Source organism: Rubrivirga sp. SAORIC476 (genome assembly GCF_002283555.1).
Classification (GTDB): domain Bacteria; phylum Bacteroidota; class Rhodothermia; order Rhodothermales; family Rubricoccaceae; genus Rubrivirga.
Map to the genome: position 1 here is coordinate 1,341,001 of NZ_MVOI01000003.1, position 14,575 is coordinate 1,355,575.

Consider the following 14,575-nt stretch of genomic DNA (forward strand, 5'->3'; position numbering starts at 1 on the left):
GGGCACGCAGAGGCGCCCGGGCGGTCCTGCCCCGACCTTGGGGCTCCCCCCCGCATTCGGCCGGAGGCGCCCGGCGCCGTCGTGACTCTCGGAAGCGGACCCTCTTCGCTTCTCGCGCGCATCCGCTGGACTCGCTAGCGCAGGCCGCCCACGACGACCCATGCCCACCCCCTCCCCCGCCGACTCGTTCGACGCCTTCGACTTCGCCCCGGCCGTCCGCCGCGGCATCGCGGACGCGGGCTACACGACGCCCACGCCGGTCCAGGCGGCCACGCTCCCCTACGCGCTCGACGGCGTCGACGTGGTCGGCGTGGCGCAGACGGGCACCGGCAAGACGGCCGCCTTCGTGCTGCCCATCCTCGACTACCTCGTCAAGGAGCCGTCTGGCGGCAAGAAGCGCCCGATCCGCGCGCTCGTCGTCACGCCCACGCGTGAGTTGGCCATCCAGGTGACGGAGGCTGCGGCCCAGTACGGGAAGTACACCAAGCTGCGCGTCGCGACCATCTACGGCGGCGTCGGCAAGGGCAACCAGCGGACCGCCCTCCGCAACGGCATCGACATCGTCGTCGCCACGCCGGGCCGCCTGCTCGACTTCATGGGCGAGGGCGTCCTCGACCTGTCGTACGTGGACGTGCTCGTGCTCGACGAGGCCGACCGGATGTTCGACATGGGCTTCATCCGTGACATCCGCAAGATCGTGGCTGCCGTCCCGGAGCAGCGCCAGACGCTCCTGTTCTCGGCGACGATGCCGCCGCCCATCCAGGACCTCGCCAAGAGCATCCTCTACAAGCCCGAGACCATCGAGATCGGCGAGCGCCGCGACCCGGCGGCGACGGTCACCCAGCGCGCCATCCGCGTGGCGGAGTCCGAGAAGCAGGCCCTCCTGGAGCGCCTCATCCAGACCGAGGACGTCGACCGGATGATCGTGTTCTCGCGCACCAAGTACCGCGCCGACCGGATCAAGAAGAAGCTCGACCGCGCCGGGTTCAGCGCCGTCGCCATCCACTCGAACCGGACGCAGGGCCAGCGCCAGCGCGCCCTCAAGGGCTTCGAGGCGGGCCAGTACCAGATCATGGTCGCCACCGACATCGCGGCCCGCGGTATCGACGTGGACAGCGTCACGCACGTCATCAACTTCGACGCGCCCAACATGCCGGAGGACTACATCCACCGCATCGGGCGGACCGGCCGCGCGGAGTCGACGGGCGACGCGATCACGTTCGTCTCGGCGGAGGAGTCGGCCTACTTCGACGGCATCGAGAAGCACATCGGGCGGCCCATCGAGCAGATCCGGGTCGACGGCTTCGAGCCGCCCGCGATGGCGGCGGCGCTCCAGAACGCGGGCGGCGGCAAGAAGCGCTCCAACCCGAGCGGCCACCGGTCGCGCCAGAAGTCCGGCGGGCAGGGCCAGCGCAACGGAAAGGGCCGCGCGGGCTCCGGCGGGCGCGGGCGCAACGGCGGGCGCGGGCAGCGGTAGCACGAGGCCGACCCGACATGCCTCAGGCCCCGTCCCCTCCGCCTCGGAGCGTCGGCCGCGGCACGAACGCGGCGCGGACGGCGGCGGCGGTCACCATCACGGACAGCAGCGCCACCGGCGAGCCGCCCACGATCACCCCGACCGCGATGTCCTCGTAGACGGTCGACTGTCCGGCGGCGGCGCGCACGCCGTTCCAGGCGGCGACCGCCCACACGGCGGCCGTCAGCACCCACCCGATGCCCATCGCCAGGCGAACGCTCGACCAGGGGCGCCGCGTGAAGAGGGCCAGCGCGGCGAGCGCCACGAACGGCATCGCGGCCCAGGCCATCTTGCCCACCAGTACGCCCGCCCCGGCCGGATCGGAGGCCGGGCCGACCACCTGAACGACGCCGTGCGCGACCAGCGGCATCGCGGCTGCCAGCAGCGCCGGGGCCGCCCACCGGAGGCGCTCGCGCGCCGTCACCGGAGGTCCTGCAGGAACGGGTTCGTCCGCCGCTCGGCGCCGACGGTGGTCCGCGCGCCGTGTCCCGACAGGACCACCGTCTCGTCGGGCAGGGTGAGGACCTCGTCGCGGATGGAGGCCAGCAGCGTGTCGAGGTCGCCCTCCCAGAGGTCAGTCCGCCCGATGGAGCCCTGGAAGAGCACGTCGCCGCCGATCAGGAGGCCGCCCGCCTCGTCGTAGAAGGCGACCGAGCCGGGCGAGTGGCCGGGCACGTGGAGCACCCGGAGCGCCACGTCGCCGAGGCGGACGGTGTCGCCGGCGGCCAGGGCGTGCGCGGCCGGCGGCGGCGGGTCCACGCGGACGCCGAACAGCTCGCCCTGGATGACCGCGTTGGCCAACAGCGGGTCGTCGGCAGGATGCATCTGCCAGCCGCCGTGCTCCGCCTCGGGGAAGCGCCGGGCGAAGTGGGCGCAGCCGAACACGTGGTCCAGGTGACCGTGCGTGAGCAGCAGGTGCCGGACCGTCAGCCCGGCGGCCTCCAGGTACGCCTCGACCGCCTGGCGCTCGGCGCGCGACGCCGTGCCCGGGTCCACGATCGCGGCCTCGCCCTGCGAGGAGAGCACGTACGTGTTCTCGGCGAACGGGCTGACGACGAAGGACTGGACGGTGAGGGGCATGGCGGACAGAGCGAAGGAGGACGCGAACGGGACAGAGTCATCCGGTCGGCTGTGCGAATCGTGCGGGCGTGCATGCGTTCCGGCGCGCGCGCGTTCCCCTCGTCCTCCCCGGGTAGCTTGCCGCCGATGCTGACACGTCTCCACCGCCAGATCCTGAAGGGCCTGCCGCTGCCGTTCGTGGCGGCGCTGCTGACGCTGCTGTTCCTGCTGCTGATGCAGTTCCTGATCCACTACCTGCCCGACTTGGTCGGGCGCGGGCTGCCGCCGGTCGCCGTGGCCGAGCTGATCGCGTACAGCCTCGCCTACATGGTGACGCTGGCCGTCCCGATGGCGTGGCTGGTGGCGCTGCTGGCGTCGTTCGGGCGGCTGGCCGAGAGCCGGGGCTACCTCGTCGCCAAGAGCGCGGGCATCTCGCTGCCGCGGCTGGCGTGGCCCGCGCTGGCGGTCGGCCTCGTGCTGACAGGCGGGATGGTCTACTTCAACAACCAGATGCTGCCCGAGGCGAACTACCGCCTCAATGGGCTCTGGCGCGACATCCGCGTCAGCCGTCCCGGCTTCGCGCTGACGCCCGGCGAGTTCTACACCGACGTCAACGGGTACGCCATCCGCGCCGACGCCATCCCGCCGGACTCGGCCGGGCTGCTCCTCGGCGTGACGGTCTTCGAGAGCGGCACCGGCGGCGACACGGCCACGCTGACCGCGGCCCGCGCGCGCCTCCAGAGCCAGTACGGCGGCCAGCGCCTGACCATGCTCCTGGAGGATGGGGCCATCCACCGCCGCGCACCCGACGACGGCGCCGACCGCTACGAGCGCCTCACCTTCGACCGGCACCGGATGGCGTTCGACCTCTCAGGCCTGAGCGGCTTCGAGCGCCGCGACACCGACAACGGCGGCAGCCGCACGGACCGCTCCATGCGCACGACCGACATGCTGGCCGTCGTCGACTCCCTCGACCAGCTCACGGCCAGCCAGGCGGACTCGATCCGCTCGGCGCTCGACCGCTGGTACGAGCCGCCGGTGGCCTCGGCCGTGCTCCGCTTCGCCACCGACTCCACGCAGACGGCCGAGAACGCCCGCATCGGTGCCGACCGGCCGGCCCTGGCCGGGCTGGCCGACCCCGACCGCGAGGCGATCTACGACGAGGCGCTCCAGCGCGCCCGTTCCATCCGCGGACGCGCCGAGAGCGCGGTCTCGGCGCTCGCCTACGACCGCCAGCGGGCCGACCGCTTCCGGGTCGAGATCTACAAAAAGAACTCCATCGCGCTGGCCTGCCTCGTGTTCGTGCTGGTGGGCGTGCCGCTGGGGCTGGCTGTGCCCCGCGCGGGCGTCGGGCTGGTGGCGGCGCTGGCCGTGTTCGTGTTCCTGTTCTACTGGATCTCGCTGGTCGGCGGCGAGAAGCTGGCCGACCGCGAGATGCTGCCGCCCGAGATCGGCATGTGGATGGCGAACGTCATCATCGGCCTGCTGGGGACCTACCTCGTCGTCCGCGAGGCGCGCGACCCGGCCTGGGGCGACCCGGTGCGAGCGCTGGCCGGGCGGTTCAAGCGGCGGGAGTAGGGGCTCGCTGCGCTCGCGGGGATGGGGACAGGGAGAAGCGAGGCACGCCCGCGCGCTGGAACCTTTCAGAAGGCGCGGTCGAACTCCGAACTCCGAACTCCGAACTCCGAACTCCGAACTCCGTGCTCGTCCTCGTCCCTACCCCTGTCGGCAACCTGGAAGACCTGACCTTCCGCGCGCTCCGCATCCTGCAGGAGGCCGACGTGGTCGCGTGCGAGGACACGCGGACGTCCGGCAAGCTGTTCGCCCACTACGGCATCGAGACGCCGCGGCTGAGCTTCCACATCCACAACGAGCACGGCCGCGTGACGCAACTCGTGGAGCGGATGCAGGCGGGCGAGACGGTCGCCCTGATCTCGGACGCCGGGACACCGGGCATTTCGGACCCGGGCTTCCTGCTGGTCCGCGCCGCCGCCGAGGCGGGCGTCCGCGTGGAGGCGCTGCCGGGGGCGACGGCCTTCGTCCCGGCCCTCGTCGCCAGCGGCCTGCCCACCGACCGGTTCGTGTTCGAGGGCTTCCTGCCCCACAAGAAGGGCCGCCACACGCGGCTGACGGCGCTCCAGGAGGAGACGCGGACTATCGTGCTCTACGAGAGCCCCCACCGCCTCGTGAAGCTGCTCGGCCAGCTCGCCGAGTACCTCGGCGCCGACCGTCCCGCCGCGGTCGGCCGGGAGCTGACGAAGCTGCACGAGGAGGTCCGCCGCGGGACGGTGACCGAACTGGCCGCCCACTACGGCGCGCAGGCCAAGGTGCGCGGCGAGATCGTGGTCGTGGTCGGCGGCGCCTAGCTTGTCGGCCTCGACGCTCCCCGCCATGCGACTGCTCCTCCTCGCCGCTCTCGCCGCCTCCGCCTGCGCCCCGACGGCGCCCGCGCCCGCCTCGGCCGACTCGTCGGCGGCGGCGATAGCCAGCGCCCCGGCCGACTCGCTCGCCGACCGTACCGAGGTGGAGGCGGCCGTCGCGGCCACCATCGAGCAGGAGGGCATCCACGTGGTCCACTTCTGGGCGCCGTGGTGCGGCAACTCGCGCGCGGAGTTCGAGGGCGGCCTCTACGAGGTCGTCGAGGCACACCCCGACGTGACGTTCTCGTTCGTCACCATCTGGACCGACGGCCGCGACAGCGCCGACCGCCTCGCGCGCTACGGCATCGAGGCGTCCGACCGCGTCTTCGTCTACGGGCAGCCCGACCGCGGGCCGTCGGCCGACCGCGACCTCCGCCGCCGCTCCTTCCTCGGCCTGCCGCTCAGCTGGACGCCGACGACGTGGGTCTTCAACCGCGAGGGCACGCTGGCCTATGCGTTCAACTACGGCGAGGTCTCGAACGAGATGCTGGCGCTGGCCATCGAGCACGCCCGTGACGAGTGGATGCACGAGTAGCAATCAGGTGTCAGGAAACAGGAATCAGCCGATGCCCCCCATGATCCCGTCCCTCTCCGCCGTCGACGCGGCGCTCCGCGAGACCGTCGCCGCCGACGGCGTCCACGTGGTCCACGTCTGGGCGCCGTGGTGCGACAACTCGCTGAACGAGCACGCGCCCGTCTGGTCCGACCTCGCCCGCCTCGGAGCCGACTCGGTGACCTTCGTGACGGTCTGGAACGAGGGCGAGAGCGGTGCCGACACGCTGGCCGAGAGCGGCGTCACGGGCGTCCGCGAACTGGTCGTCGAAGGCCCCAAACCTGAGAAGCCGGACCGGCGGCTGACGCTCCTCGGCCTGCCCGTCTCGTGGATCCCGACCACCTGGGTATTCAACCGCAACGGGCTCCTGGCGACGGCCTTCAACTACGGCGAGGTGTCGGCCGAGCGGCTCGCCGAGGCGGTCGAGGGCGCGCGGAGCGGTTGGTAGGACGGGGGCGCCTCCCCGCTACGCCAGCCGCTGCACGCCCGCCGCGGAGACGAACGCCGCCAGCTTGTCCGCGTCCAGCGCGCCATCGGTGCGGACGCCCGTGCACAGGTCGACGCCGAACGGGCCGACGACCCGGACCGCCTCGGCGACGTTGCCGGGGATCAGCCCGCCCGCCAGGATCACGGGCACGCCGAGTTGCTCCCGGATGGTCTTCGACACGCGCCAGTCGTGGACGCGGCCCGTGCCGCCGAGCGTCTTGACGGCCGCCGTCGGGTCGCCCGAGTCCAGCAGCACCGCATCCACGTGGCGCGCGACCCGCTCGGCCTCGGCCAGCGCCTCGGGGCCGGTCACGTGGACCACCTGCCAGAGCGACCGCCCCGGCAGCGCCACCCGGAGCCGCGCGTAGACCGCCGGCCCGACGCCGTCGACGATCTGGACGGCCGAGACGCCCGCAGCGTCGGCCTGCCGGGCGATGGTGTCGGCGTCGGTGGCGCTCGTCAGCAAGACCGACATGACGGGAGGCGGCGTGGCCCGCGCGATCTCGGCGATGGCCTCGTCCGGGATCGTGCCCGGCCCGCTGGGCATCGGACCGACGAGCCCCACCGCATCGGCCCCGAGGCGGACGGCGAGGCGCATCTCCTCCACGGAGCGGATGCAGCAGACCTTGAGGCGGGGGAAGGCGGGAGCATTCATGGCAGGTCGGCACGTCGCTCCGGCACCAGCAGCCGCCCCCACACGGCGTCGTACGGGTGAACGGCCTCCACCTCGCGCCCGTCGCGGACGACCGGGCGGCCCTCGTTGGCCCACTCGAAGATGGAGCCCCGCAGGTTCTCGACGTGCGCGAAGCCCGCCTCCCGCAGCCGCGCCGTCACCGTCGCCGAGCGGACGCCGACGGAGCAGTAGACCACGATCTCGCGCTCCGGGTCGACGTCCGCCAGCGCTGCCGCGAGGGCGCCCGCCTCGGCGTCGGGGTCGACGTGCCGGGCACCGGGAAGGTGCGAGACCGCGAACTCGGCCTCGGTGCGGGCGTCGAGGAGGAGCGGCGGGTCGGGCGCGTCGAGGCGGTCGGCCAGCGCAGCCGTCGTGGTCGAGGGGAGGTCCGGAAAGCGGGACGCGAGGTCCCGGTCGACCGCGCGCCACGCCAGCGAGTCGGGCCGGTAGGCGCGGTCGGACCGGAGCCAGACGACGGCGCCGACGGCGACGGCCAGGAGCACGAGCGGGCGGAGGAGGCGCATGGGTGGAGACTACGCGGCGGCCGGCCGCGAGGTGCCCGGCGCGTCGCCGAGGCGGGCGCACCCGAAACGCACGGGTGGCCTCGTTGGGCCGACCCCCGGAGCCGACGCCGCACCGGGCTATCTTCCGCGTCCGCCCTCCGCTCCCGTTCGGCCCCCCTGCATGTCCGGCAAACTGATCGACCGCCTCGTCGCCGCCGCGGTCTTCGTCTACGCCCTCGTCATCTACCTGGCCACGATGGCCGAGACGACGCCGTTCTGGGACTCGGGCGAGTTCATCGCCATCTCGAACGGGCTTCAGGTGAGCCACCCGCCGGGGGCGCCGTTCTACATGCTCGTCGGGCGGCTCTTCGCGATGGCCGCGCCGCTGTTCGGCGGGCTGAGTCCCGAGCCCATCGCCTACGCCGTCAACCTCGTTTCCGTGCTGTGCAGCGCGCTGACGGTGCTGCTGACGCACCTCGTGATCGTGCGCCTGGTGCGCATCTGGCAGGGTCACCCGAGCACGTGGACGCCCGTCCAGCGCGTCGGCGCGAACGCGGGCGGCGTGATCGGCGCGCTCACGTTCGCCGTCACCGACTCGTTCTGGTTCAACGCCGTCGAAGCCGAGGTCTACGCCATGTCGATGCTGTTCACGGCGCTCGTCGTGTGGCTGGCGCTGATCTGGCGCGATGCGACCCGCGCCGAGGAGGCCGAGTTGGCCCGCCGCGGCGAGCACCCGTTCGGGCTCCACGCCGACCGCTACTTGGTGGCCATCGCGTACCTGTTCGGCCTCGCCATCGGGGTCCACTTGCTGAACGTGCTGACGCTGTTCTTCCTCGCGCTGATCGTCTTCTTCCAGAAGGTCGACCGCGACCACTGGACGACGGCCGACCGCGTGAAGGGGCTCCTCATCACGGGCGTTATCTCGGTGGTGGCGTTCGGTCTCATCTACCCCGGCATCGTCCAGATCCTGCCGACGCTGGCGGGCGCGTCCGGCGCCCCAACGCTGTTCATGATCGCGCTCGTGGCGGTGCTCGTGGGCGGCGTCTGGTGGACCCAGAAGAACGGCCGCCCGATCCTCAACCTGATCGCGCTCGTCATCACGACGGTCATGATCGGGTACTCGTCGTACGCGCTCATCTTCGTCCGCTCGGCGGCCAACCCGCCGATCGACGAGAACGACCCGGAGAACGCGGAGGCCATCGTGAGCTACCTCAAGCGCGAGCAGTACGGCTCGACGCCGCTGCTCACGGGCGAGAGCTACGACAACCGCACGCGCCAGGTGGACGACGACAAGACGTTCCCGCGCCGCCACTCGTCGGCCCCGCAGCACACCCAGGTCTACGCCCAGTACGACTCCGACTGGGACTTCTTCTGGCGCTACCAGATGGGCCACATGTACGGCCGGTACTTCATGTGGCAGTTCGTCGGGAAGGCGTCCGACGTGCAGGACGCGGGCTGGTACAGCGGCCTCGGCAACGCACCGACGACGGGCGAGACGCCCTCTGAACGGTCCGGGCAGAACGCCTATTTCTGGTTACCACTCCTCCTGGGGTTGATCGGTCTGGCGGTCCACGTCCAACGCGACTGGCGGCGGGCGCTCGCGGTCGGGGTGCTGTTCCTGATCACGGGCGTCGGCATCATCCTCTACCTAAACCAGACGCCCTTCCAACCCCGAGAGCGGGACTACTCATACGTGGCGTCGTTCTTCGCCTTCGCGCTGTGGATCGGCATCGGCGCGACGGGGCTCGTCGAGATGGTGTCCGAGGCGCTCACCTCGAAGGGCGCCGCGCTGAAGAAGACCGTCGGCATCGCGCTGGCGGCGCTCGTGTTCGCGGCCGTGCCGGGCTGGATGGCCGTCGAGAACTACGCCGACCACGACCGCTCCGGTCGCCGCATCGCGACCGACTTCGCCCGCAACCTGCTGGAGAGCACCGCGCCCAACGCGATCCTGTTCACCAACGGCGACAACGACACCTTCCCGCTGTGGTACCTGCAGGAGGTGGAGGGCATCCGCCGCGACGTGCGGGTCGTGAACCTGTCGCTGCTCAACACGCCGTGGTACATCCGGCAGCTGCGCGACCAGTTCAGCCGCGAGAGCGCGCCGATCCCGATGTCGATCACCGACGCGGATCTGGCGGGCATCAGTGGTCCGCCCGAGCAGCGGGCGACGGGCGCGCTGGCGCCGCGCCTGATCGAGGACACCGAGGTGGCCCTCCCGGTCGACGCCCGCGCCTTCTCGGACGACCGCGTGGCAGGTCGCGTGGACCCGGCCACCATCCCGGACCGCATGACGTGGACGCTCAGCGGCCAGGCCGTCGGGCAGGGCCAGAGCGCGCTCTACACCGCCGACCTCGCCGTGCTCGACATCCTCCGGTCGGTCGCCGAGGGCGGCTGGCAGCGGCCGGTCTACTTCGCCGGAACCGTCGCCCAGTCGTCGGAGCTCGGCCTCCAGCCGTTCTTCCAGAACGAGGGCCTCGCCCGCCGCGTGGTGCCGCTGACCCGCTCCGGCGGCGACGCCGACGGCGTGGTCGTGCCCTCGGTCGCGCTCGACCGCCTCGGCAAGTTCGAGTTCCGCGGCCTCGCTGACCCCAACGTCTACCACGACGAGAACGCGCGCAACATGGCCGACGGCTACCGCATCCGCGTCGGCTCGATCGCCCGCGCGCTCGCTGAAGGCGGCCGGCCCGACGAGGCCCGCGCCCTCCTGACGCGCCTCACGGAGCAGGTCCCGGCCTCGACCATCCCGACCAGCTTCGGCTCGCTCCTCACCCTCGCCGACGCGTACCAGGCCGCGGGCGACACGACGGCCTCGCTGGGCGTCTTCCGCCAGGCCGAGACGGTCGCCATCGACCAGATCCAGGCCGCCCGCACGTCGGCGGCGCAGGACCAGGCGTTCCAGTTCGTGCAGTACATCCAGTCGGCCTACGTGCTCGGCGGGCAGTACGAGGCGGCCTCGGCGTTCATGGACCGGATCGCGACGGCGCTGGGGGACCCGAGCCTCCGGCGCACGGCCGACGAGATCCGCCGCGAGGCGGAGGCCATGATGGGTTCGCAGCCGGGCCGCGGGCGACCAACGCCGGCGGACACCACGAATCCCTCCTGACCCCGGCGCAACCCGGACGGCCTCGGGCCGTGCACGGCGCCCTCCCGCGCCCATGCCGCTCTCGCTCTCCGACCTCCGCGGCGCCGCCCGCCTCGCCTCCGGCGCCGTCGTCGGCGTGACCGACGTGGTGGAGGCGACGCACGCGACCATTGCCCGGCCGTTCGGTCGGCCGAAGCGGACGCGCGGCATCACCGGCTTCGTCTACCGCATGATCCGGGCCGTGACGCGACAGGCCGCCCGGCTTCTCGACCACGGGCTGACGATCGCCGGAGCCCCCACCTCCCCCGAGGTCACCACAGCCGCCCGCGGCGCAGCCGTCGCGGCTCTGAACGGCGTCGTCGGCGACGCGCTGGCGTCGGAGGGCAACCCGCTGGCGATCCGCGCCCAGGTCCGCCTCGGCGACCGCGCGCTCGCCCTCACCCCGGACGCGCTGGCCCGCGGCGTGACCGACCCGTCGGACGTGCTGCTGGTGCACGTCCACGGCCTGTGCATGAACGACCGCCAGTGGGGCGACGCCGCCCATGACCCGCGCGAGACGCTGGCGTCGGCACTCGGCGCGACGGCCCTCACGGTCCGCTACAACAGCGGGCGGCACGTCGCCGAGACCGGCCGCGACCTCGCGGACCTGCTCGACCCGTTGGTGGCGAACTGGCCGCGCCCCGTGCGGCGGCTCGTGCTCGTCGGCCACAGCATGGGCGGGCTGGTGCTCCGTAGCGCCCTCCACCTCGGCGCGAAGGCGGGGCACGCGTGGCCCGGCGCCGACGTGTCGCTGGTGTGCCTCGGCACGCCGCACCACGGCGCTCCGCTGGAGCGCATCGGCAGCGTAACGGATGGACTGCTGGAGGCGACCCGGTACGCCGCCCCGCTCGCCCGGGTCGGCCAGATCCGGAGTGCGGGCGTGACCGACCTCCGCTACGGCAGCGTCGCCGAGGCGGACTGGCGCGACCGGGACCGCTTCGAGCGCGGCCCCGACGACCGCCAGCCGATCCCCCTCCCCGACGTGCCGGTCTACCTCGTCGCCGCGACGACGGGCGACGGGCGCGGCGGCGTCCGCGACCAGACCCTAGGCGACGGGCTCGTCCCGCTCGACAGCGCGCTCGGCCGCCACGCCGACCTGGCCCGTGACCTGGGCGTCCCGCCCGAGCGGACGGCCGTCTTCCCGCGGATGCACCACTTCGAACTGCTCCGCGCGCCCGACGTGACCGATCAGCTGGTCCGCTGGCTCGCCCCTGGCTGATCCACCCCGGCCCCGAGGCGGACGGGTGCATGACAGCGAGGTGCGGCATTTTCAGTAGTTGAGGCCCACATCTTCCCCGACATGCTCCGCCTCCTCGCCGCCCTCCTCGTCTGCGCGACTGCCGCGTCTCAGGCCCCACCCGTCCTGATCCTCGACGCCAACCCTACGGGGGGCGACCAGATCGTGAGCACGAACTATGGCGTCAGCGACGACGCCACGCTCACCTTCGGGGGGCCTGTCGACCAGCACCTCGTGGAGTACCGCGGCGAACTGTACTTCACCGTCACCGGCGCGGACGGCAACCGCGAGGTGTGGGTCTCGAACGGGACTGCCGAGGGCACCGCGCCGCTCCTCGTCGGCCCCCGACCGTCCGCACCCAACCTGTTCGTCCGAACCCACGGGCGGCTGTACTTCTCGGGCCTCGTGGGCTCGCGGCAAAACACCTACGTCACCGACGGCCACGACATCCGCTTGCTACTTGAGGACGTCGTGCCGCAGCGACGGCTGGAGTCGACGACCACGCCCGCGCTCCTCCTGCGCGGGACGCTGGACGATGCCCCCGCGATCCTGGGCAACTGCCGCCGCGACGGCTCGGGCGGACCGATCTGTGCCGCGGGCCCCTTCGCCACCACGTCGGGCGCCATTCAGCTTACCGAGGACGCCACCCAGCTGTTCTTCCGCGCCAGCAGCGACGGCGACCTCTACAAGTCGTTCGGCAACGAGACCTCGACGGAGTCCATCCTGGGCGGCCAGTTGGGCGAGGACCTCGAGCAGCCGTCCGCGCCGATGGCCACGTCGGACCGCGTCTTCTTCAGCTGCCGGTGGACGCAGGGCGGCATCGACCGCGGCCGGGAGATGTGCACGAGCCAGGGCTTGGCCGGCCAGGCGAGCCTCGCGGCCGACATCCGCCCGGGCCAGCCGTCCTCCAGCCCCGTGCTCCTCGGCGTCTATGGCGACCGCGTCTACTTCCGCGCGCGGACCGACGACAGCCCCACGCGCGACGTGGTGTTCCGCACGACGGACGCGGGCACCGTCGAGCGCCTGAGCGACCCCGGCGGGGTCGAGCCGGACTTCGGCTTCAACGTCCGATTCTTTGAGCTTCGGGGCGAGGTCTACTACAGCGGGTTCACGTCCGCGGGCGGCGCCCGCGTCTGGCGCGACGGCGAGGTGGTGGCCTCGCTCCCGGACCTCCGCAACGGACACTCGGACGGGGAGACGGCCTACTTCGTCGGGCGGGAAGCCAGCAGCGACCCCTTCCAGATCTACACCTTCGACGGCACCACCCTCCAGGCCGTCGCCGACGTGCCGCCCGAGGGGTTCACCTTCAGCCACCCGACGCCCTACAACGGGGGCCTGGTCTACTCCAACGGCGACAACCTCTACAGCTACGACGTGCGGCCGCGCGCCGCGCGCCGGACCGTGGCTGATGCACCAGCCGGAGGCGTCGTGTTCGAGGTGTTCGCGGGCGAGACGGCTCAGCCGGCTAGGTTCGTCCCGACGGCGGGCGTGGCGGCGGGCCAGCTCCGCGTCTCCCGTCTGTCGGCGGCTCGGGAGTCGATCCCTGCCCCCAACCCGTCGCTCCTCCCGCTGGACGGGTACTACCACCTCGGCGTCGACCCTGGGCTGGAGGGCCTGCGCGGGGACCTGACGCTCGCGTACACCGCAGCGGACCTCGCCGAGGCGGGCGCGGACGCCGCCGGGCTGGGCGTCTGGCAGTGGAGCGTCGACGGTCAGGACTGGGTCGCCCGGCCGGTCACGGCCCGCGCCGACGGCACGGTCACCGTCTCCGACGTCACGCCAGTCGACTTCTTCGTGCTCGGCTCCGACCAGCCGGTCTCCGCTACCGACCGCCCTCGGGCCGACGGCTCCGTGCTGCACGCGCCCGCGCCCAACCCCACATCCGGGCGCAGCGTCGTCCGCTACGACCTCGCCGTCGCGGGGCCGGTTCGCCTGACGGTCCACGACCTGTTGGGACGCGAGGTGGCCGTCGTCGCCGAGGGTCACCACGCCGCGGGGGCGCACCGGGCCTCGCTGGAGGCGTCCGCGCTGGCACCGGGCCTCTACCTGCTCCGCCTCGACGCGCCAGACGGCGCACACACGACGCGCCTGACGCTGGCTCGCTGACCCCGCACGGCCCCCGAGGCCGGTCTACCCGGTCCGGACGAGGGCGAGGAACGACGCGTAGACGCCCTGGAAGTCGGGGTCGAAGGGCACCCGGTTGTGGCCCGCATCCGCGAACACCGCCAGCCGCTTGCGACCCGGTGGCAGAGGGGACGCCGCGTACAGGTCCTCGCTCATCCACGCCGGGATGCGGGCGTCGAGCGCGCCCGCCAGGATCAGCAGCGGCTCGGTGATCTCGCGGACCGGGCCGAGGCTGCCCTCATCGGCCAGCGCGGGGTCCACCGACAGGCGCACGAACGGCCGGAGGATGGGGTAGAAGTCGTAGCGCGAGCGGACGTACGCCGCGGTCGTCGTGGCCGAGTTCTCCAGCACGACCCCACCCGCCTCGCGGTGCGCGCCGACGTGACTGGCGAGGAAGCTCCCCAGCGAGTGACCGTGGACGACGACGCGCTCGGCTCCGACCTCGGCCGCGACGGCGTCGAACACGGCCAGCGCATCGGCCTTGAGCGCGTCCACCGACGCGGTGCCTTCGCTGCGCCCGTGACCCCGGTGGTCGACCAGCACCACGTCGGCACCGGTGCGGAGGAGCGGGATCAGTTTCTTCATCCCGAGGGCCGACATCCGAAACCCGTTGCCGCCGAAGTAGAGGATCGTCAGCCGGTCGGCGCCCGACGGCGCGTGGCGGACGCGGAGGCCGTAGAGCGTCGTCCCGTCGGGCGTGCGGACGGGGAGCGCCTCGACGGTCGCGCCCGGCACCTCACGAGCGACCGCAGCCGGGTCGATGGCGAGGCCGCCCGCCTCGGCGTCGCGGCGGGGGTGCAGCACGTGGTCCGGCCCGACGACGTACGTCACGCAGCCGGTGAGCCAGACGGAGAGCAGCAGCAGCACGCGCATGGCGCCAGCC

General features: G+C 72.7%; 13 protein-coding genes. 8 read left to right on the top strand and 5 right to left on the bottom strand.

Annotated features, from left to right (window positions below; translation table 11 throughout):
• Positions 1-160 precede the first annotated feature (160 nt).
• The gene (locus tag B1759_RS07430) at positions 161-1,477 is read left to right on the top strand and encodes a DEAD/DEAH box helicase (RefSeq protein WP_095514379.1); all 1,317 of its coding nucleotides are present in this window, start codon (positions 161-163) and stop codon (positions 1,475-1,477) included.
• Between the two features lie 22 nt (positions 1,478-1,499).
• On the opposite strand, the gene B1759_RS07435 is transcribed toward B1759_RS07430, so the two are convergent.
• Positions 1,500-1,940, bottom strand: a complete 441-nt coding sequence (locus tag B1759_RS07435; RefSeq protein ID WP_095514380.1) for a hypothetical protein — start codon at positions 1,938-1,940, stop codon at positions 1,500-1,502.
• A complete protein-coding gene (locus tag B1759_RS07440; RefSeq protein WP_095514381.1) occupies positions 1,937-2,596 on the bottom strand; it encodes an MBL fold metallo-hydrolase in 660 nt (219 codons plus the stop codon). Before B1759_RS07440 ends, B1759_RS07435 begins: the two co-directional genes overlap by 4 nt.
• Before the next feature lie 126 nt (positions 2,597-2,722).
• Here B1759_RS07440 and B1759_RS07445 point away from each other — a divergent pair, with 126 nt between their 5' ends.
• The 4 genes from B1759_RS07445 to B1759_RS07460 all read left to right on the top strand — a co-directional run bounded on the left by B1759_RS07445 (position 2,723) and on the right by B1759_RS07460 (position 5,996).
• Positions 2,723-4,153 (top strand): LptF/LptG family permease, encoded by a 1,431-nt coding sequence (locus B1759_RS07445; RefSeq protein WP_158225166.1) that lies wholly within the window; start codon positions 2,723-2,725, stop codon positions 4,151-4,153.
• Between the two features lie 122 nt (positions 4,154-4,275).
• On the top strand, positions 4,276-4,941 hold the full coding sequence (rsmI, locus tag B1759_RS07450) for a 16S rRNA (cytidine(1402)-2'-O)-methyltransferase (RefSeq protein WP_095514383.1): 666 nt from the start codon (positions 4,276-4,278) through the stop codon (positions 4,939-4,941).
• Positions 4,942-4,966: 25 nt separating this feature from the next.
• Entirely contained in the window at positions 4,967-5,530 is a 564-nt protein-coding gene (locus B1759_RS07455) for a thiol reductase thioredoxin (RefSeq protein ID WP_095514384.1), read from the top strand.
• 40 nt (positions 5,531-5,570) lie between these two features.
• Positions 5,571-5,996 carry a thiol reductase thioredoxin gene (locus tag B1759_RS07460; RefSeq protein WP_095514385.1) on the top strand — a complete coding sequence of 142 codons (426 nt, stop codon included), beginning with the start codon at positions 5,571-5,573 and terminating at the stop codon, positions 5,994-5,996.
• A gap of 18 nt (positions 5,997-6,014) precedes the next feature.
• Here the strand turns inward: B1759_RS07460 and B1759_RS07465 are convergent, their stop codons facing one another.
• Positions 6,015-6,689: a phosphoribosylanthranilate isomerase gene (locus B1759_RS07465; RefSeq protein WP_095514386.1), complete on the bottom strand. Its 675-nt coding sequence runs from the start codon at positions 6,687-6,689 to the stop codon at positions 6,015-6,017.
• Positions 6,686-7,231, bottom strand: coding sequence for a rhodanese-like domain-containing protein (locus tag B1759_RS07470; protein ID WP_095514387.1), 546 nt, complete (start codon positions 7,229-7,231; stop codon positions 6,686-6,688). Before B1759_RS07470 ends, B1759_RS07465 begins: the two co-directional genes overlap by 4 nt.
• 160 nt (positions 7,232-7,391) lie before the next feature.
• Between B1759_RS07470 and B1759_RS07475 the strand changes: the two genes are divergently transcribed.
• The 3 genes from B1759_RS07475 (at position 7,392) to B1759_RS07485 (ending at position 13,674) form a co-directional block, all read left to right on the top strand.
• Complete coding sequence (locus tag B1759_RS07475; protein ID WP_095514388.1) at positions 7,392-10,313, top strand: DUF2723 domain-containing protein; 2,922 nt, start codon at positions 7,392-7,394, stop codon at positions 10,311-10,313.
• Positions 10,314-10,365: 52 nt separating this feature from the next.
• On the top strand, positions 10,366-11,550 hold the full coding sequence (locus B1759_RS07480; RefSeq protein ID WP_095514389.1) for a triacylglycerol lipase: 1,185 nt from the start codon (positions 10,366-10,368) through the stop codon (positions 11,548-11,550).
• A gap of 81 nt (positions 11,551-11,631) precedes the next feature.
• Positions 11,632-13,674 (top strand): T9SS type A sorting domain-containing protein, encoded by a 2,043-nt coding sequence (locus B1759_RS07485; protein ID WP_095514390.1) that lies wholly within the window; start codon positions 11,632-11,634, stop codon positions 13,672-13,674.
• Positions 13,675-13,698: 24 nt separating this feature from the next.
• Here the strand turns inward: B1759_RS07485 and B1759_RS07490 are convergent, their stop codons facing one another.
• Positions 13,699-14,565, bottom strand: a complete 867-nt coding sequence (locus B1759_RS07490; RefSeq protein WP_095514391.1) for a S9 family peptidase — start codon at positions 14,563-14,565, stop codon at positions 13,699-13,701.
• Positions 14,566-14,575: the final 10 nt, after the last annotated feature.